At 63.2% G+C, this 18586-nt stretch carries 19 protein-coding genes; 3 read left to right on the top strand and 16 right to left on the bottom strand.

The window, feature by feature from the left end:
- Window positions 1-78: 78 nt before the first annotated feature.
- Complete coding sequence (locus B2790_RS06705) at window positions 79-291, top strand: hypothetical protein (RefSeq protein ID WP_003260960.1); 213 nt, start codon at window positions 79-81, stop codon at window positions 289-291.
- Here B2790_RS06705 and B2790_RS06700 read toward each other — a convergent pair.
- The 7 genes from B2790_RS06700 to B2790_RS06670 form a co-directional block, all read right to left on the bottom strand.
- Window positions 263-1264 carry a nucleoside hydrolase gene (locus tag B2790_RS06700; protein ID WP_286918503.1) on the bottom strand — a complete coding sequence of 334 codons (1002 nt, stop codon included), beginning with the start codon at window positions 1262-1264 and terminating at the stop codon, window positions 263-265. The two genes, B2790_RS06705 and B2790_RS06700, sit on opposite strands and share 29 nt — an antisense overlap.
- A gap of 166 nt (window positions 1265-1430) precedes the next feature.
- Window positions 1431-1829 (bottom strand): D-ribose pyranase, encoded by a 399-nt coding sequence (rbsD, locus tag B2790_RS06695; protein WP_025338538.1) that lies wholly within the window; start codon window positions 1827-1829, stop codon window positions 1431-1433.
- Entirely contained in the window at window positions 1826-2734 is a 909-nt protein-coding gene (gene rbsK / locus B2790_RS06690) for a ribokinase (RefSeq protein WP_286918502.1), read from the bottom strand. The genes rbsD and rbsK overlap by 4 nt, the downstream gene beginning before the upstream one ends.
- A gap of 15 nt (window positions 2735-2749) precedes the next feature.
- Window positions 2750-3772 (bottom strand): LacI family DNA-binding transcriptional regulator, encoded by a 1023-nt coding sequence (locus tag B2790_RS06685; protein WP_075044736.1) that lies wholly within the window; start codon window positions 3770-3772, stop codon window positions 2750-2752.
- 4 nt (window positions 3773-3776) lie between these two features.
- A complete protein-coding gene (locus B2790_RS06680; RefSeq protein ID WP_015269786.1) occupies window positions 3777-4772 on the bottom strand; it encodes an ABC transporter permease in 996 nt (331 codons plus the stop codon).
- Window positions 4769-6322, bottom strand: a complete 1554-nt coding sequence (locus B2790_RS06675) for a sugar ABC transporter ATP-binding protein (protein WP_085692082.1) — start codon at window positions 6320-6322, stop codon at window positions 4769-4771. Before B2790_RS06675 ends, B2790_RS06680 begins: the two co-directional genes overlap by 4 nt.
- Before the next feature lie 21 nt (window positions 6323-6343).
- The gene (locus B2790_RS06670; RefSeq protein ID WP_075044734.1) at window positions 6344-7300 is read right to left on the bottom strand and encodes a sugar ABC transporter substrate-binding protein; all 957 of its coding nucleotides are present in this window, start codon (window positions 7298-7300) and stop codon (window positions 6344-6346) included.
- A gap of 406 nt (window positions 7301-7706) precedes the next feature.
- Here B2790_RS06670 and B2790_RS06665 point away from each other — a divergent pair, with 406 nt between their 5' ends.
- A complete protein-coding gene (locus B2790_RS06665; protein WP_075044731.1) occupies window positions 7707-8795 on the top strand; it encodes an asparaginase in 1089 nt (362 codons plus the stop codon).
- 74 nt (window positions 8796-8869) lie between these two features.
- Here B2790_RS06665 and B2790_RS06660 read toward each other — a convergent pair whose 3' ends face one another.
- The 3 genes from B2790_RS06660 to B2790_RS06650 all read right to left on the bottom strand — a co-directional run bounded on the left by B2790_RS06660 (window position 8870) and on the right by B2790_RS06650 (window position 12306).
- Window positions 8870-10381, bottom strand: a complete 1512-nt coding sequence (locus B2790_RS06660; RefSeq protein WP_286918501.1) for a CoA-acylating methylmalonate-semialdehyde dehydrogenase — start codon at window positions 10379-10381, stop codon at window positions 8870-8872.
- Window positions 10382-10558: 177 nt separating this feature from the next.
- Window positions 10559-10909 carry a cupin domain-containing protein gene (locus tag B2790_RS06655; protein WP_025338531.1) on the bottom strand — a complete coding sequence of 117 codons (351 nt, stop codon included), beginning with the start codon at window positions 10907-10909 and terminating at the stop codon, window positions 10559-10561.
- Window positions 10910-10923: 14 nt separating this feature from the next.
- Window positions 10924-12306: an NAD(P)/FAD-dependent oxidoreductase gene (locus tag B2790_RS06650; RefSeq protein WP_274120237.1), complete on the bottom strand. Its 1383-nt coding sequence runs from the start codon at window positions 12304-12306 to the stop codon at window positions 10924-10926.
- A gap of 437 nt (window positions 12307-12743) precedes the next feature.
- Between B2790_RS06650 and B2790_RS06645 the strand changes: the two genes are divergently transcribed.
- A complete protein-coding gene (locus tag B2790_RS06645; RefSeq protein ID WP_075044724.1) occupies window positions 12744-12986 on the top strand; it encodes a DUF1654 domain-containing protein in 243 nt (80 codons plus the stop codon).
- 14 nt (window positions 12987-13000) lie between these two features.
- Here B2790_RS06645 and B2790_RS06640 read toward each other — a convergent pair whose 3' ends face one another.
- The 6 genes from B2790_RS06640 to B2790_RS06620 form a co-directional block, all read right to left on the bottom strand.
- Entirely contained in the window at window positions 13001-13426 is a 426-nt protein-coding gene (locus tag B2790_RS06640) for an HD domain-containing protein (protein WP_003260953.1), read from the bottom strand.
- 257 nt (window positions 13427-13683) lie between these two features.
- Entirely contained in the window at window positions 13684-14253 is a 570-nt protein-coding gene (locus B2790_RS06635) for an SPOR domain-containing protein (protein ID WP_025338525.1), read from the bottom strand.
- 126 nt (window positions 14254-14379) lie between these two features.
- The gene (locus B2790_RS06630) at window positions 14380-15495 is read right to left on the bottom strand and encodes a glycosyltransferase 61 family protein (protein WP_286918500.1); all 1116 of its coding nucleotides are present in this window, start codon (window positions 15493-15495) and stop codon (window positions 14380-14382) included.
- Between the two features lie 33 nt (window positions 15496-15528).
- Window positions 15529-16488, bottom strand: a complete 960-nt coding sequence (locus B2790_RS06625; RefSeq protein WP_414708566.1) for a hypothetical protein — start codon at window positions 16486-16488, stop codon at window positions 15529-15531.
- Between the two features lie 43 nt (window positions 16489-16531).
- Entirely contained in the window at window positions 16532-16606 is a 75-nt protein-coding gene (locus B2790_RS24950) for a hypothetical protein (protein ID WP_350059728.1), read from the bottom strand.
- Between the two features lie 421 nt (window positions 16607-17027).
- Complete coding sequence (locus B2790_RS06620) at window positions 17028-18398, bottom strand: oligosaccharide flippase family protein (protein ID WP_137163525.1); 1371 nt, start codon at window positions 18396-18398, stop codon at window positions 17028-17030.
- Between the last annotated feature and the right edge of the window lie 188 nt (window positions 18399-18586).

Raw genomic sequence — 18586 nt, 5'->3', positions numbered from 1 at the left:
TGGAGCGCACCCCGCCTCCATCGAACACCAGGGTCAGGTGTTCGCCCCTTCGTCCCGGGCCCCAAGCGAGAGCCTTTCATGAGCAGCCACAGCATCGAAGCCGATATCAAGGTCAAATGGGCCGAAGGCCAGAGCGCGTACAGCCCTGGCACGCCGGAGGAGTTGCTGCTGATTGCCATCGACCTGCTGGTGCGCGATCGCGGCGCCGAGGCGGCACGCAGCTTCTTCGACCAGGTGTTCGAGCGCTACGCACCGCACACGGCTATTCCAATCGCGCCAAACGGGCGCTGAGCAGGTCGAACAGGCCCTGGGCATCGCCCTCTTCCACCCACATCACGTTGGCTGGCTGCTTGAGCACGCCGTACCAGTCGGCAAGGGTCTGGCCGAAGCTGGGGCCTTCGCGGCTGTCGATGCTCATATGGATGCGCCGGCCGCTGAACAGCTCGGGCTTGAGCAGGTAGGCGATGACGCTGGCGTCGTGCACCGGGCCGCCGGGCATGCCGTACAGATCCATGTCGTGGGTGATGTAGGCGTTGAGGATATCCACCACCCGTTTGCTGGCCTGGTTGTTCACCGCTGCCAGTTGCTTGAGGCGGGCGTCGCTGGTCAGCAGTTTGTGGGTGACGTCCAGCGGCAGATAGATCAGTTGCACGCCGCTGGCCAGCACCACTTCGGCGGCATGTGGGTCGGCATAGAGGTTGAATTCCGCCGCCGGGGTGATGTTGCCGCCGTTGAAATGGGCACCGCCCATGACCACCACCTGCTTGATGCCTTTGGCGATGTCCGGACGCTGGATCAGCGCCAGGGCCAGGTTGGTCTGTGGGCCGAGCATGGCGATGGTGATGCTGTGGGGCTTGGCGGTGCCAAGGGTGTCGACCAGGTATTGCACGGCATTGCCTTGGGCCAGCGGCGCTTTCGGTTCGTGGACCTGGATGCCGGTGAGGCCTTCTTCGCCGTGCACGTCGGCGGCGTAGATCGGCTTGCGTACCAGCGGGCGAGCGGCGCCGGCGTACACGGGGATGTCTTCGCGGCCGGCCCATTCGCGGGCCAGGCGGGCGTTGCGCGAGGTCTTTTCCAGGCGCACGTTGCCGGCCACGGTGGTGATGGCGCGGATGTTGAGCTCGTCGGGCGAGGCCATGGCCAGGAACAGCGCGACCACATCGTCGGCGCCAGGGTCGGTGTCGATGATCAGGTCGATGGGGGCGGCCTGGAGGGTGGTGGCTGCGGCCATGAGGGCGATTCCTTGTAGCAAGGGTTTGAGCATGGGGTGGCACTCCTGTTGCCAGAGCATAATTATTCAGGCAAACCGCAATCCCCTGTGGGAGCGGGCGTGCCCGCGAAGAATCCAACTCGGTGGATGGCACCGGCGTTGCCGGTGTTCGCGGGCATGCCCGCTCCCACAGGGGTTCTGCGTTGACCAAAACGACGAGCTAGAAGGTCACGCCGGAAATCAGCGCGATGTTGCTGTAGGGCTGGCACTCGCCAGTGCGCACTACCGCACGGGCACTGCGTGACAATTCCTTGAATTCTTCATGGCTCAGCCATTCGCGCTTGCCCAGCTTGCCCTTCAGCCGCTCGATCTCGACCAGCGCCGGTGGCACCACTTTCTGCATCTCTTCGGCCAGCACGTGGCGCTCCACTTGCAACTCGCTCAGCACAACCCGCAACACGCTGGCGAAATCCGGCAGGCCGGGCGTGACGGCCAGGTCGATCAGTTCGACACCCGGCGGCACCGGCAGCCCGGCATCGCCGATCACCAGGATGTCACCATGCCCCATGCCGGCGATGGTCCGCGACAGGGCGACGTTCAGCAGTGGGGTTTTCTTCATGGCGCAAGCTCCGCCAGGTAGGGAATCGACGGCTGGGCACCGGCGCGGGTAACCGACAGGGCCGCGGCGCGCTGGCCGAAGGCGATGGCTTCGCCCTCCTCCAGGCCGCGCACCAGGCCAGCGGCAAAGCCGCCGATGAAGGTATCGCCGGCGGCCGTGGTGTCCAGCGGCTGCACCACCGGCGCGGGGAAGTGCTGATGGCCCTGACGAGTGACCAGCAAGGCCCCTTGCGCGCCCAGGGTAATGATCACTTTGCCCGCGCCCAGTTGCAGCAAGCGCTCGCCGGCGCGCCGGGCACTGTCCAGATCAGCCACCACCACGCCGGTCAGGGCTTCGGCCTCGCTTTCGTTGGGCGTCAGGTAGTCGATGTGGGCGAACCAGCCCGTCGGCAAGGGGCCGGTCGCCGGCGCCGGATTCAGGATCACCCGCTTGCCCAGTTCATGCCCCCGGGCCAAGGTCCAGGCCACGGTGTCGGCCGGTACTTCCAGCTGGCAGATGATCACCTCGGCTGCCTGCAGCAATGCATCGAACCGCTGCACCGACTGCGGCGTCAGCAGGCCGTTGCCACCGGGGATGATGACGATGCAGTTCTGGCTGGCGGCATCCACGGTGATCAGCGCCACACCGCTGGACACGCCCTGGCAGGTGCTGACGCCCTGGCAGTCGATGCCTTCCACATACAAGGCCCGGTGCAGTTGCCGGCCATAATCATCGTCGCCGACGTTGCCGATCATCGCCACGCTGCCGCCCAGGCGCGCCACGGCCACCGCCTGGTTGGCCCCCTTGCCGCCCGGCACGGTGAAAAAGCTTTCGCCGGGGAGTGTTTCGCCGGCCCGGGGCAGGCGCTGGGCGCGGGCCACCAGGTCCATGTTGAGGCTACCGACTACCATGACCTTGGCACTCATGACATTTCCTTAGCGTTAGCGGTAATCGTTGAACAGGTCCGGGCGCGGCCCGGTGGACTCGCGCAGCACGATGCGCGGGGCGACGATGCGTTGCTCCGCCGCGCCCTGGCGGGGTGTGCCGATACGCGCCAGCAACAGCGACGCGGCGCTCTCGCCCAACTCGCGGATCGACTGGCCCACCGTGGTCAACGGTGGGTACACATAGCGGCTGAGTTCGATGTCGTCGAAGCCGATCACCGACAGCTCGCCAGGCACGTTGATATTGCGTTCGGCCGCGGCGCGCAGCACGCCGAAGCCGATCATGTCGTTGCCGGCGAAGATCGCCGTGGGCCGCTTGCCCTCCAGCAACCGGGTTGCCACCGCATGGCCCCCCGGGCTGGTGAAGTCGCAGTGCAGCACGCGGTCGCCCAGCACCGCTGCACCGGCCTCGGCCATGGCGCGACGGAAGCCGCTCAGGCGCAGCTGGGTGACCCCGGTCTCGGCGGGGCCGCCGATGTAGGCGATGTCGCGGTGGCCAAGCTCCAGCAGGTGACGGGTGGCCAGGTAGGCGCCCTGCTCGTGGTCGATGCGCACCAGGTCGGCGTCGACGCCATCCAGTTCGCGGTCGACGATCACCATTGGCGTGCGCACGCCAGTCAGGCTTTGCAGCAGGTCGCTGTCCTGGCCTACCGAAGCCACCACCAGGCCGTCGATGCGCTTTTCCAGCAGTACACGCAGGTAGCTGCGCTGCTTCTGCGGGTTGTCGTCGGAGTTGCACAGGATCACGCAGTAGCCGTTGCGTTCGCAGGCGTCTTCGATGCCCCGCGCCAGTTCGGCGAAGTACGGGTTGACGCTGTTGGGCACCAGCAAGCCGATGGTGGCCGTGCTGCGCGCCTTCAGTGAGCGGGCCACGGCGCTGGGCACGTAGTCGAGTTCGGCGATGGCGGCTTCGACTTTCAGCCGCACCTGCTCGCTGACCGGCCGGGTCTTGTTCAGCACATGGGACACGGTGGTGTAGGAAATGCCCGCCAGTGCCGCGACGTCTTTGATGGTTGCCATGTTTTCAGTTCCGCCGGCCTGCACGCCGGCTACGGTAAGTGTCGAGCACCACGGCGATGACAATCACCGCCCCGGTGATGATGCGTTTGGTCGGTTCGCTGGCACCGATCTGCGCCAGCCCTGCGGCCAGCACCGAAATGATCAGTACGCCAAAGAAGGTGCTGATGACCGAGCCACGCCCGCCCATCAGGCTGGTGCCGCCAATCACCACGGCGGCGATCACCTGCAGCTCCAGGCCGGAGCCGGCATTGGGGTCGGCGGCTTCCAGGCGCGATATCTGGAACAGCGCGGCCAGGCCAGCAAGCAGGCCCATCAGGGCGAACACCAGCACCTTGTACGGGCGCGGGTCGATGCCGGCCAGGCGCACGGCCTCTTCGTTGGTGCCGATGCCGATCAGGTAGCGGCCGAACACCGTGCGGGTCAGCACCAACTGGGCCAGCACGATCACCAGCAAGGCGATGATGAACGCCGGCGAGATGCCGAATGCGATGGGGTTGGAGAACCAGGCATAGGCATCGCCGATATAGGCGGTGCGCGAGTCGGTGAACTGGTAGGCCAGGCCGCGGGCCATTTCCAGCACCCCGAGCGAGACGATGAACGACGGAATGCGCCAGGCCACGGTAACCCCGCCGGTGATGCTGCCGGCCAGCGCGGCCACGGCCATGCCCAGCAGGGCCGAAGGCAGCACGCCCCAACCCCAGCCGAGGATCGCCACGCTGACCGTGGAGGCCGCCAGCGCCAGCACCGAGCCCACCGACAGGTCGATGCCGCCGATGATCAGCACGAAGGTCATGCCCACCGCTAGCACCATCAGGTCCGGGATCTGGTTGGCCAGGGTACTGAAGGTGTTGTACGACCAGAAGTGGCTGCTGAGGAACGAGAACAGCACGATCATCGCCAGCAAGGCGCCGGCCAGGCCCAGGTAGGTACCCAGGCCAAGATAGGTGCCACTGCGGCGCACCGGTGCGGCGCCTTGGCTGTCGAGCGGGGTGGTTTTCATGCATCCATCCTGGGAGCTGCGTCATGCAGCAGTGCGTCACGTTTCTGATAACCGGCAAAGGCCGCGGCCAGCAGTTGGTCCTGGCTCCAATGGTCACGCTCGAAGGTGTCGATCAGGCGACCGGCCGACAGCACGGCGATACGGTCGCAGATCAGCATCAGCTCGCGCAGGTCGCTGGACACCACCACCAGGGCCTTGCCCTGGCGCGCCAACTCGGCCAGCAGGCCATAGATGTCGAACTTGGCGCCGACGTCGATGCCACGGGTGGGCTCGTCGAACAGCAGCACCTGGCAATCGCGCTCCAGCCAGCGGCCGATCACCACCTTCTGCTGGTTGCCGCCAGACAGCTCGCCCACCACCTGCTGCGGGCCGGCACTGCGAATGCGCATGGCCTTGATCTGGCGCTCGGCCAATGCCGCTTCGGCTTCGCCATCGAGCACTCCGGCCCGTGATACCGCGCCGAGGTTGCCCAGGGCGATATTGGCGCTGATCGACTGCGTCAGCAGCAGGCCCTCGCCTTTGCGGTCTTCGGTGATCAGCGCGATACCGGCCTGCACGGCAGCCTTGGGCGAGTCGATGGTGACCACCTGCGGTGGCTGGCCGAGGGCAATGCTGCCGCTGTCGGCACGGTCGGCGCCGTAGATCAGGCGCAACAGCTCGGTACGGCCGGCACCGATCAGGCCGGAGATGCCGAAGATCTCCCCTGCCCTGACCTCGAACGACACTTCACGCACCTTGTCGGCACGGCTGAGCTTGTCGACCTTGAGCAGCGGCGCGCCGATCTGCCGGCGGCCCAGGTCGATATGCTCGCCCAGCTCGCGGCCGACCATCAGGTTGACCAGTTCGGCGCTGCTGTAGCGCTGTATCGGCTCGTCGCACACCAGCTTGCCGTCGCGCAGCACGACGATGCGCTGGGCCACGCGCTGCAGTTCTTCCAGGCGATGTGAGATGTAGACGATGGCCACGCCACGTTGGCGCAGGCGCTCGATCTGGGTGAACAGCAGCTCCACCTCGCGCGCGGTGAGCATGGCGGTGGGTTCATCGAAGATCAGCACATGGCAGTCGCCGATCAGGTTGCGGGCGATCTCGACCATCTGCTGGTGGCCGATGCCCAGCTCGCCGACCGGGGTATCCGGGTCGATGGCGTCGAGGCCGACCTGGGCCATGGCGGCCGTGGCCAGTTGGCGCAGGCGCTTTTGGCTGATCCAGCCAAAGCGCCCGGGCAGGTTGTCGAGGAACAGGTTTTCCGCCACGGTCAGCGTGGGCAGCAGGTTCAGCTCCTGCATGACCATGCGCACGCCGAGGCGCTCGGCCTCGCTGCGGCTGCCAGGCGCGTAGGCCTGGCCGCGGTAGTGCATGTGCCCGGTGGTGGGGGTTTCCAGGCCACTGATGAGCTTGGACAGGGTGCTCTTGCCGGCGCCGTTCTCACCGGTGAGCGCCAGCACTTCACCGGCACGCAGGTTCAGGCTGACCTCGCCGAGCACGGGCTGGGCGTAGGTCTTGCCCAGGCCGCTGGCGGCGAGCACCACTTCATTGGCCGATGCAGGCATGGCCGTTTCTCCTGCCAGCGATCAGGGCTTGGTGATGAGTTGGACCGGGGTCTGGATGACGTTGTCGGCATCCACGTCGGGTTTCTCGCCCTTGACCATTTTCAGTGCCGCCTGGATGCCGTACACCGCCTGCTGGCTGGCCGCCTGGTCGAGGGTGGCGAGCACACGGCCATCGGCGAGCATCGGCTTGATGGCGTTGATGTTGTCGTAGCCCACCACTTGCACCTGGCCGGCTTTGCCAGCAGCACGCACGGCCGACACGGCGCCCAGGGCCATGCTGTCGTTACCGGCCAGCAGGGCTTTCAGGTCGGGGTATTCGTTGAGCATGGAAGCGGCGACGGCGTTGCCTTTGTCGATTTCCCAATTGCCGCTCTGCACCGAGACGATCTTGATCTGCGCGGCCTCCATGGCGTCCTTGAAGCCGGCGGTACGCTGCTGGGCGTTGGTGGTGGTCGGCACGCCTTCGATGATGCCGACCTGGTCGCCGGCCTTGAGCTTCTCGTTGGCCAGGTAGTCGCCGACCAGGCGCGCGCCCTTGCGGTTGTCGGGGCCCACGAAGGGTACGCTGATGCCTTTGCTCTTGAGCAGCGCCGGGTCCAGGCGGTTGTCGATGTTGATCACCACCACGCCCTGGTCCATGGCCTTCTTCACCGCCGATACCAGCGCCTTGGAGTCGGCCGGGGCAATGACCAAGGCCTTGGCGCCCGCGTTGACCATCTGCTCGACGATGCGGATCTGCTCGCCGGTGTCGGTCTCGTTCTTGATGCCGTTGGCAATCAGCTCGAATTCATCAGCGTGGGCTTTCTGGTAGTCCTTGGCGCCGTCTTCCATGGTGCGGAAGAACTCGTTGGCCAGCGACTTCATGACCAGGGCGACCTTGGGCTTGTCTTCGGCGTGGGCGGCCGAAAACGGCAGGGCCAGGGACAGCGAGGAAATGACCGCGAGGGCCAGCAGGCGACCGGGGAACGGCAGTTTCATGGACGATGACTCCGGATCTTGTGTTTTTTGTCGGATCGCAAACGTTTGCGTTGCCTAACTATGGAAACAGGACCGGGGTTTGTCAAATCCGTTTGGCTGTGGGAGATCAAGTCGAGCCTGGGGCAGTTTATCCGGATTTTTTCCGAAAAGCCGAACGTCTTTTCCTACGTTTGTTCGGAATCTCGAATGACACACCCCCGCATGTGGGAGCGGCCTTGTGTCGCGAAAGGGCCGCAAGGCGGCCCCGGCAATGTGTGTTGTTGCGCCGGGATCCGGGGCCGCTGCGCGCCCCTTTCGCGACACAAGGCCGCTCCCACAAGGCCCGTGCGCACAACTGGTACGAAACCTGCCTTGCACCCTGTGCGACAAAACAACCATCTCATTAGGAAGAGAGAGAACAATAACGATGAATGCCGCACTGAAAACCTTCGCCCCCAGCGCACTCGCCCTGCTGCTGGTGCTGCCAACCACCGTTTCGGCCAAAGAAGCCGAAACCCAGCAGAAGCTGGCCAACGTGGTCATTCTCGCCACCGGCGGCACCATTGCCGGTGCTGGCGCCAGCGCCGCCAACAGCGCCACCTACCAGGCCGCCAAGGTGGGTGTCGACAAGCTGATCGCCGGCGTACCGGAACTGGCCAACGTGGCCAACGTGCGCGGCGAGCAGGTCATGCAGATCGCCTCTGAGAGCATCTCCAACGACGACCTGCTCAAGTTGGGCAAACGCGTTGCCGAACTTGCCGAAAGCAAGGACGTGGACGGTATCGTCATCACCCACGGCACCGACACCTTGGAAGAAACCGCCTACTTCCTCAACCTGGTGGAAAAGACCGACAAGCCGATCGTGGTCGTCGGTTCGATGCGCCCGGGCACCGCCATGTCCGCTGACGGCATGCTCAACCTGTACAACGCCGTGGCCGTGGCCAGCGACAAGCAGTCGCGCGGCAAGGGCGTGCTGGTGACCATGAATGACGAGATCCAGTCCGGCCGCGATGTGAGCAAGGCGCTCAACATCAAGACCGAAGCCTTCAAGAGCGCCTGGGGCCCGATGGGCATGGTGGTGGAAGGCAAGTCCTACTGGTTCCGCCTGCCGGCCAAGCGCCACACGGTCAACTCCGAGTTCGACATCAAGCAGATCAGCAGCCTGCCGCAGGTGGACATCGCCTATGGCTATGGCAACGTCACCGACACCGCCTACAAGGCGCTGGCGCAGAATGGGGCCAAGGCACTGATCCATGCCGGTACCGGCAACGGTTCGGTGTCGTCGCGGGTAGTGCCGGCGCTGCAGGAACTGCGCAAGAACGGCGTGCAGATCATTCGCTCGTCGCACGTCAACCAAGGTGGTTTCGTGCTGCGCAATGCCGAACAGCCGGATGACAAGAACGACTGGGTCGTGGCCCATGACCTGAACCCGCAAAAGGCGCGGATCCTGGCGATGGTGGCGATGACCAAGACCCAGGACAGCAAGGAGCTGCAGCGGATCTTCTGGGAGTACTGATCACTAGTACCCCCTGAAATGCAAACAGCCCCGCTGCGTGGGCGGGGCCGTTTGCTGTCAGCTAGCCGAAGGCCTCAGTGGCTGGTCGGCATCGCGAACTCCGCCCCCTTGGCAATCGCCTGCGGCCAGCGCTGCATGATGCTTTTCTGCTTGGTGTAGAAGCGCACCCCTTCCTCACCGTAGGCATGCATGTCGCCGAACAGGCTCTTCTTCCAGCCACCAAAGCCATGCCAGGCCATCGGCACCGGGATCGGTACGTTGATACCGACCATGCCCACCTGGATACGGCGGCCGAACTCGCGGGCGATGTGGCCGTCGCGGGTGTACAGGCTCACGCCATTGCCAAACTCGTGGGCGTTGATCAGGTCGACCGCTTCGGCAAAGTCCTTCACCCGCAGGCAGGCCAGTACCGGGCCGAAGATCTCTTCCTTGTAGATGCGCATGTCCGGGGTGACGTTGTCGAACAGCGTGCCGCCCAGCCAGAAACCGTCACCACAACCTTCGCCAGCCGCCTGGCCGTTGAAGTTGCGGCCATCGACCAGCAGCTTCGCGCCCTCCTTCACGCCTTGCTCGATGTAGCCGGTGATGCGCTCCAGCGCCGCGCGGGTGACGATCGGGCCCATCTCGGCTTCCAGGTTGGTACCGTTCAGCACTTTCAGCTCGCGGGTACGCTCGATCAGCTTGGGCATGACCTTCTCGGCAGTATCGTCACCGACAAACACCGCCACGCTGATCGCCATGCAACGCTCGCCAGCCGAGCCATAGGCGGCACCGATCAGCGCATCGACCACCTGATCGATGTCGGCGTCGGGCATCACCACCAGGTGGTTCTTCGCCCCGCCCAGCGCCTGCACGCGCTTGCCGTGGCGGGCACCGGTTTCGTAGATGTGGTTGGCGATCGGCGTGGAGCCGACGAACGACACCGCCTGCACATCCGGGTGCTCGATCAGCGCGTTGACCGCGTCCTTGTCGCCCTGCACCACGTTGAACACGCCGTCCGGCAGGCCGGCCTGCTTCAGCAGCTCGGAGATGAACAGGCTCGGGCTCGGGTCCAGCGGGCTGGGCTTGAGCACGAAGGTGTTGCCGGTGGCCAGGGCGACCGGGAACATCCACATCGGTACCATCACCGGGAAGTTGAACGGGGTGATGCCGGTGACCACGCCCAGTGGCTGGCGCAGGGTCCAGTTGTCGATGTTGGTGCTGACCTGGTCGGTGAAGTCGGTTTTCAGCAGCTGCGGCGCGCCGCAGGCAAACTCGACGATCTCGATGCCGCGCATCACCTCGCCCTGGGCATCGGTGAACACCTTGCCGTGCTCGGCGGTAATCATGCGGGCCAGGTCGTCGCGGTGCTCGTTGAGCAACGCCAGGAACTTGTTCAGCACCCGCGAACGGCGCAGTGGCGAGAGGTTGCTCCAGGCCGGGAAAGCGGCCTTGGCCGACGCGACGGCGGCGTCCACGTCCTTTTGCGCAGACAGCTGCACCTGGCCGGTGACCACGCCGGTGGCCGGGTTGTAGACCGGCAGTTGCTGGCCGCTGGTGGTCTCGGCCTGAGCGCCGGAGATCCAGTTCATGATGGTTTGGGTCATTGTATTTTTCCCGTAATTCATTGGTAGAGCGCCTGCCCCTGTGGGAGCGGGCGTGCCCGCGAATCAGGCACCGCGGTGGATGGCACGGGCTTCGCCCGTGTTCGCGGGCAAGCCCGCTCCCACAGGGATCGCGCCAGCTTTCAAATGCCGAGCAAGGTACAAAGGGCCAGTGTTGCGTCAGTAGATGGCGTAGACCTTGCGCACGGTTTCCAGCACGTCCCAGCGGCCGGTCCAGCCTGGCGGCAGGATGATCAGGTCGCCGCCGGTCACTTCCACCACCTCCCGGGTGCTGTCGTCGGTGAGCAGCGCCTTGCCGGAGATGATGTAGGTGAACTCGGTGTCAGGGCGGTCGACCACCGGCCAGCCACCCGGCTGGCACTCCCACACACCAAGGTTGCCGACCGCTTCCGGGGCCTGCTTGCTGATGGCGATCTGAGGGTCTCCCTTGTCGGCGCCGGCACGCTGACCGGCAGGGTTCAGTGGCAGTGCCTTGATATCGGCGTGCTTGATGATGGTGAACGAAGGCATGGGGTTTCTCCTTGTCAATGGGCGCCGGTGAGCTTTTCCAGCAGCATCGCGGTACGTGAAGGTTTGTGGGTGTAGCGCTCCTCCAGATCACTGAGCGACGCGGCAGCCAGGCCGCTGTTGATGCCGAACCAGCGCAGCGGTTCTGGCTCCCAGGATGGCGAGCGGTGGTTAACCAGGGGCAGCGTGTTGATGTCTTCATCACGCTCGAGAATCAGGTTGCGCAGAATGCGCCCGGCCAGGTTGCTGGTGGCCACGCCATCACCGACGTAGTTGCCGGCCCAGGCCATGCGCTGGTTGCGGTCGATACTGACGGTCGGGCACCAGTCGCGGGAAACACCCAGCGCGCCACCCCAGCGGTGGGTGATGCGGGCGTCGCGCAGGGCCGGGAAGAATTCGAGCAGGGTGTCGTGGATCTTGCCGTGGATACTGTCCACCAGGTCGGCCTGCTCAGGCATGCTCGAGCCCCATTTGTAGGGCGCGCCCCGGCCACCGAACACCAGCCGGCCTTCTGCGGTGACCTGGCCGTATACGCGCAGGTGGCGCATGTCGTTGAACGCCAGGCGGTGGTCGAGGTTTAGCCGGGCCAGCAGCTCTCGTGGCAACGGCTCGGTGGCCAGCACCAGCGAATACAGCGGGATGACGAAACGCGACTTGCCCGGCTGTTGCGAAGTGAATGCCTCGGTGGCCCGCACCGTCATGCCGGCACGTACCGAACCATGTTCGGTGTGCACCACGCCCGGGGCCATCTGGGTGACCGCCGACTGCTCGTAAATTGTCGCGCCCAGGCTTTCGACCAGCTTGGCCAGGCCACGTACCAGCTTGCCGGGGTGGATGAGCGCGCAGTGTTCGGTGTAGAGGCCGCCAAGGGTGCCTTGGGCACCGGTCCGGGCCTGGGCTTCGGCAGCCTCCAGCACTTGCCACTGGTCAGGCAGCCCGAAGCGCGCCGAGGACTCCACGGCCGCACGCGCCCGCGCCATCTGCGGGGCGCTGCGGGCCAGGGAGAGGAAGCCCTGTTTGGCATAGTCGGCATCGATCTCTTCCAGCGCCAGCACCCGGCCGATCTCGTCGACCGTTGCGTTCATCGCAGCCTGCAGGTGCAAGGCCGCAGGGTGGGAATACAGTTGCTCCACCCGGTGCAGGGAAATCGGGAAGATCGCCGAGGCCCAACCGCCGTTGCGGCCTGAGGCGCCGAAGCCGACGGCGTTCTTTTCCAGCAGCACCACGCGCAGCGACGGGTCGCTCTTGAGCAGGTAGTAGGCGGTCCACAACCCCGTGTACCCGGCACCGACGATCACCACATCGGCATCGGCCACGCCGTCCAGCCGGGCCCGTGGCGCGCTCGGGGCAAACCATAGCGGTTTGTTGGGTAACAGGGACAAATCGGATTTCGCTGACATGCTGGTGGCTTCCCGTTGGCGTTTGCGACTGGTGTAGAGGGCTTCGTCTTGTCAGTAGTGACCAGTGCGTGTTGGCCTGAGGTTATGCGGGGTTGGCGGGGGGTGGTATCGACCATTTTCAATAGACGGAGCCATCAGCCATACAAATGTATGAATGATCATCAGCATTTGCAGTTGCGCGATACCTGTGGGAGCGGGCATGCCCGCGAAGCATGCGACGCGGTGTATGGCACCGGCTTCGCCGGTGTTCGCGGGCACGCCCGCTCCCACAGGGTCTCCCGCATCAGAACCCTACGATGAGAAGCCTGTGGAATACCCTGGATAACGCTGCGCACGGATCGGCCCAGGCTTGAGCACAGTTTTCGCCTGACAAGCTGTTGCGAAATTACTTACAGTGAAATACTGTATGTGCATACAGCAAAAACAAGGAAACACTTGTGTCCAGCACCGCCTCCGCCACCCCGAGCAGCTATGAACAACTGGGTATGCGCATCCAGAAGATCATCAACAGCCCCACTGCCCAGCGCAGCCGCGCGGCGCTGATCTTTCGCCTGGAACAGGAAGCCCCGGAAGACTGGGAAACCCTGCTCGAGGAAATCGCCGAAAACGATAACGTCACCCTCGCCCACCGCGACGATGGCGGTGTGCAGATTTTCTGGACCGTGCCGAAGGAAGACTGACCGCGTATTCAACCTCAGGCCAACGCCTGCAGGTAGGCGCTTGCTTCGCGGTAACGCGCCAGCCGCGCCAGGTCGGTGGGGCCTGGGCAGGGGATGCGCGAAAGGTCGCTGTTGTCGGCCAGGTCGGCCAGCTTGACGGTGCGTGCCAGCGGGTCACCGCCCAGGCGCACCACGAAGTCCTGGTAGGCCTCGCCCTCACGGCGGCTGAGCGCCAGCAAGGCGGCAAGGATTTTCAGCGCGAACCCCTCGCGCGCCAAGTCGGACAGGGTCAGCGGGGTGTCTTCGATCACATCGTGAAGCACCGCGACAATCCGTTGTTCGGTTGTGGAAACCCGCATCATCACGCGTAGCGGGTGGAGGATATAAGCAGCCCCACCCTTGTCGTATTGCCCTTCATGCGCCCTGGCGGCCACGGCAATGGCCCGCTCCAGTGTAGACATGAGGCCCTCCCCGTTCGGCTTCTTCCTGCCAAGCATAGCCAAAACTGTGCGGACAATGTCTAGCGCGCGTTTGACTGTGCCGCGCCGACCTTGCACAAGCGGCCTTGTGGAAGCCGTGTGGGAGCGGCCTTGTGTCGCGAAAGGGCCGCATAGCGGCCCCGGCAATCTGTGCAGGGTTCAAGATTCTGGGGCCGCTGCGCAGCCCTTTCGCGACACAAGGCCGCTCCCACAAAAGGCCGCGCCTGCAGAAACCGGGTTCAGCGCGCTGCGCCGTGCTGGATCACCACCGAATCGGTACCCAGCTTGGCCATCACCTCGGCCTTGCGTGCTTCGGCTTCCTCACGGCTGGGGAACGGCCCCATCAGCACCACCGGCTTGCCGTCGCGGTACTCCACCGAGGACGGGATGCCCTTTTCGATCAGGCGCGCGGTCATGTCGCTGAGCGCGCCCATGTTGGCGCCCTGGATCACTTCCACATCCCAGCCTTGCGGGGCCGGCTGGCCAGCCAGGGCTTCGGCGCGACGCTGCAGCTCGGCGCCGCCACACATCTCGCGGATGCGCAGGTTGTTGCCGCTGTCGTCGACGATGATTTCGTATTGGCCATCGCGCTTGATCGCCACGTAGCTGCGGTAGGCTTCGTACTGCCCGGCATCATCCTTGCCGCGGACCTGGCCGCAGATGGTGCCCTGGGTGTCGATCCGCACGTTGCCGAACTTGGCGGTCTTGGGATTGTGCAGGTGTTCGGCCACCTGTTTGTGCACGCCTTCGACCTCGTTCTCACAGCCCGCCAGGGCGAGCACTGCCATTACCACAGCCAGTTTGCGCACGCGTGTACCTCCAGATTCGAAGGCGCGGATTCTAGCACGCCCTCCCCGGGCAAGGACCGCGACCATACGTTACACCGTGCAACCAGTGGCCATGCACCTCAGGCAGTCATGGCATGCCTTGCCTTGTCATGACGGCAGCAGATCCAAGGTCCGTTCGAGCTCATCGAGGTCGATGCGGAAGCCGCTGCCATCAGGTATCCCGACCACAAAGCCGAAATGCTGTTGATCGCGATCAGTCAGGTACTTGTAGAAGCAGACAAAGCGATCAGGTGGCTGCAGCGTCAGCACCGAAGCGCCGGGCGACAGCACATTCATACCGTGGATGAGCTGGCTGCCTTCGACGCCCACCACTACCCTCGCCCCGGCACAGGTTTCCACGATGGTTGCCAGGTCGCACTTCAAAGGGGCAAGGATGCGAAAGCCGCGATGTTTTTGCAGATGTTCGGCGATCTCCAGTTCGTTGTGCAGCAGGCGCGGATCTCCGTCACAGCCCCGCAAGATGAAAACCCCGGGGTGGGACTGGTAATTTACCCGCGACAACAACTTCCGGCCCATGGCGCGGTATCGCTCGGACTGGTTTGTGTTGTGGCTGAAGTCATCGAACAGCACCAACTCTCGAAAAAAGGCCGTGTGCAGCCGAAGCGGATGCATGCCAAGCCATTCTTCGTACTGCGCAGCCTGGGAAAAAAGGGGGAACCTGCCGGAGGGTGCCGTGGTGACCGGCACGCCTTCGTTACGGGCCAAAGCATATGTGACGCAATCCTCGGCCAGCCACGTTCCAAACCAACGGTTGCCGTAACGTGAACAATAAGCGGCCCCACGCTCGATCTCTTGCTCCACGACGATTCGCGGCAACCCGTTGGGCCGGTCAGACAGCCAGAAGCTGGCATTGTTCTTGTAGAGTGCGCCATCGATCAGAATGACATCCTTGATCAGATAGCCCTTGGTAGGGGCCTGTGCGACGCTGCCCAGCCCCTCCATGGTCCGCCGCGGATGCTCGAAAGGAAAGAAACGTTTCGCTTCCCAGCCGGTCACTCGCTCCAACTGATTCGGCAGAAAGAAAGCGGGAGGCGCTGGGGTGACCTCGACCGGGGCGATATCCCAGGTCCTGACCGCAAGGTTCTTCAGGTTCTCCGACGGCTTTCGTACCAGCCGCTTTCTTGCGAGGTACTTGTATGCGGCCAAGCTCCAGCTTTTATGGTCGGATCCCTTCGTGTCTACATCCGAAATGTCGTTCATCATGCAGCGCTCTCATTGAAAGGCTTTCTTTCACGCTCAGTTGCACACTACTTTTTCCAGAATGGGAGGGGACTGGAAGTGAGCATATCGATCGCGCAAGTTCTCCAGCAGCAGTTCGCCAGGCGCTTTCGCACAGTAAATGTATATCTTGAATAATCCACCGAAGACCATTTCACGATAGCGGTCGACAACTTCCTCGTCACTTGGCCCATCCGGCAAACCCAGATGCAGTGTGAGCCTGCTGTTCTCGACGGCAAATAACGGGAATTCCCAGAGAAACTTGGCGATGCCGGTCTTCGGCAGCCGGACAAACATATAAGCCTGGTTGCCCAAGGTATCCACATCACCGCCGCGCCGGCGCTTCCATTTCAAAAGCCCATCGTCCGGACGTGCCAGACATTGGCCGATATCGTAATAATCGAAACCCTGCTCGATGGCCCATTCCAGGGCCATGAAGGTAGTGATCGAGTTGACCTCGCGCAGTCGTTTTGGGTCATTGAAGACGGCCTCCGGGTAGCCAAAGCGAAGCGTGCTCCAATAGCGCTTGCCGGCCCGGGTTATTACACAACCGAAATGACAGGCTACAACCTCCTCGCCTTTCATCACGAGGTCGAGCCGGCCAACGGTCTGGGCGATGCGCAACACTTCCTGGGAGTCGAATTGTTTGGCATGCAGGCCATGCCGCGCCTGAGCATATGGCTGCAACATTTCCCGGTCGGCCTTGCCAATCTCCTCGTCCGTCAGCACCTGCTGCATGCGGTACAGTGGCCGACACTTGCGGATGTTGCGGCGCAGTTCACCGTCGTAGCGGGCGATGATCTCTTCCAGCGGACGCCCCAGGGGGATGATGGCACTCAGGTAATGGGGCACGTACAGGGCACCTGCACTGGGCATCTCGCTAATCAACACCCTATGGGACGCGGCGCCAGGCTGTTGCGTGCCATCGCCGGATTTGGTGTCGGCCTCGGGTTTACCGCCGATGAGCAGCTTGGCCATCTCCTTGCGGCTCTTTCGACCCACATATAAGACTTCGTAGTCGTTACTTGTCTGCAGCCGAAACCTGGTAATTTCCCAGCGCCACAAACACGCGCGCCCCATTATATCCTGGGCCCAAGTCAAGAACTTTCTTATTTCGAAGCGCATCGACGGCGTTATGAGCTTTCGTATGTGCTCTCTCATTTCATGTCCTTGGAGCTTATCCAGTTAACAGGTAATAAGCGCTGCCAAATAAACACGCAATAACCTTTGGCAGTTAAACGCCTCAGGCTGCCATATACCAAAAGATTAAAGATCTGCGAAAAAGATCTGTCAAGACACGCTTAATCATTGATTATTCAATGATTAGCCAGTGGAAACTGTATGTTTTATGGCGCCATTTTTTCTACTTGTGAATATGGCGAAAGATAACAACGGCATACCTGACCGTGCGGCCTCAGGGGCCGCCTGATGCAGCCTCCCCTCCCAGGCGCTGGAACCTTTCGCGGCCCATGTGTCTACCGACCACACGCTCACCTGCCTGCGCCTTCACGGCCCAATCAGGTGAACAGGCTGGTTATCATTTCACCGAAAATGACGCCGATCAGCAGGGCAGGCAGTACTACAACCTCGCGCTTGAGGTCCAGCAGACCCAGTTTGCGGTTGACAGGAAAAATCAGGAAAAGCGTGAAGAAGGTATGCAGCGCCACACCCCAGATGGCATAGCTCACGCCACCGATGGCCATGAGGACCGGCAGCAGGATAAACAGCGAAACGACCCGGATGATGTTGTCCATCGCCACGTATTTGGTCAGCCCCAGGGCCAACCAGAGCTGGTGTGCCAGCGTGAAGCGCAAGGTGAAAAGAGAGAGCGAGAGAATGGCCATGGTATTGCCGGCGCCGGCATAACGGTCGTCGTACAGCCAACTGATCAACAGCGGGCTGGCAGTCAGCAAAAAACCGCAAGCGAACAGCGAGGTCAGGTCGAACAGCACCCTGGAACGGTAGTAAAGGCTGCGCACCCGCTCTTTGTCGCCACTTCTCGTTGCCTCACTGAAGGCCGGCAAGGCGACTGCCCCCGCCAGCCGCAGCAGGACCGACTGAATGGCCCCGAGGATGGCGACAGCGATGGAATAGACCCCTAGTTCCGCGACCGACATACTTCCGCCGAACCAGATCCGGTCACCCTGCATCGCCAGCACCCCTACGGAGGACGACAACAAGATCCAGCGTCCGTAATCGAACACCTCGCGCAGCGCGGCGGGGTCCCATCGCAGGCGGTTGCGCGGCCCCTGGAAGACCAGGTGACTGAGTACGGTGAAAACCAGTGTGCTCAGCAGCCCCGCCGCCACCAATGACCAGATGGAGCGGGTGAGATAGCCTGCCACGAGCATCACGATCAAACCGACAAACTGTGCAATCAGTTCGGCGATCACTACCTTCTTCTGCTGGAAGACACGGATGGCCACATCGACCTTGGGCGACTGGAAGCCATAGATGATCGCGGCGAACCCAGACAAAGCCAGCACCATCGGTAGCTCTGGAGCGGCGTAGGTGGAATGGGCCGGCCACAGTTCGATGTACTGCGTGAATTTAGCGCCCAGGGCCAATAGCAACGTCAGAAGGAACAGCACAAACCCACGGATGACTTGCACCGTCCACACGGTATCGAGAAACAGCGGTTCGTCGCCGCGCGAGCTCTGAATGACGTTCGGCCGCAGTCCAACATCGGAAAGCAGTTGCAGCACCACTGCAACAGTGGTGGCAATGGCCATCACGCCGAACATTTCCGGCACGAGCAAGCGGGTGATAACCAGATTGCCGCCCAGCCGCATGACCTGGGAAGCAAAGACAGCGAGAAGGTTCAACGCACTGGCCAACATGGCTCGTTTGCGCAGGCTCAACGGAAGCGACACATCAATCGAAGGCATAGCCGCATCTCTGACCCCATCGCTAGAGACTCACTATAGTCGCAATTCGCTATGCGGTTATCCGACGAGGCTGTAGCGCGTGAAGTCGCCCTTCGTTGGGCACGACAAAAACAAAAGGGCGACCCCTTGGGGTCGCCCTTTTGATGCCCGGAAACCGGGACTTTTGTTTGGTAGGCACAATTGGACTC

It is taken from the genome of Pseudomonas sp. UBA6753 (genome assembly GCF_002453565.1).
In the GTDB taxonomy this organism is placed as follows: Bacteria; Pseudomonadota; Gammaproteobacteria; order Pseudomonadales; family Pseudomonadaceae; genus Aquipseudomonas; species Aquipseudomonas putida_Z.
This window is presented reverse-complemented; position numbering and strand designations above follow the sequence as displayed.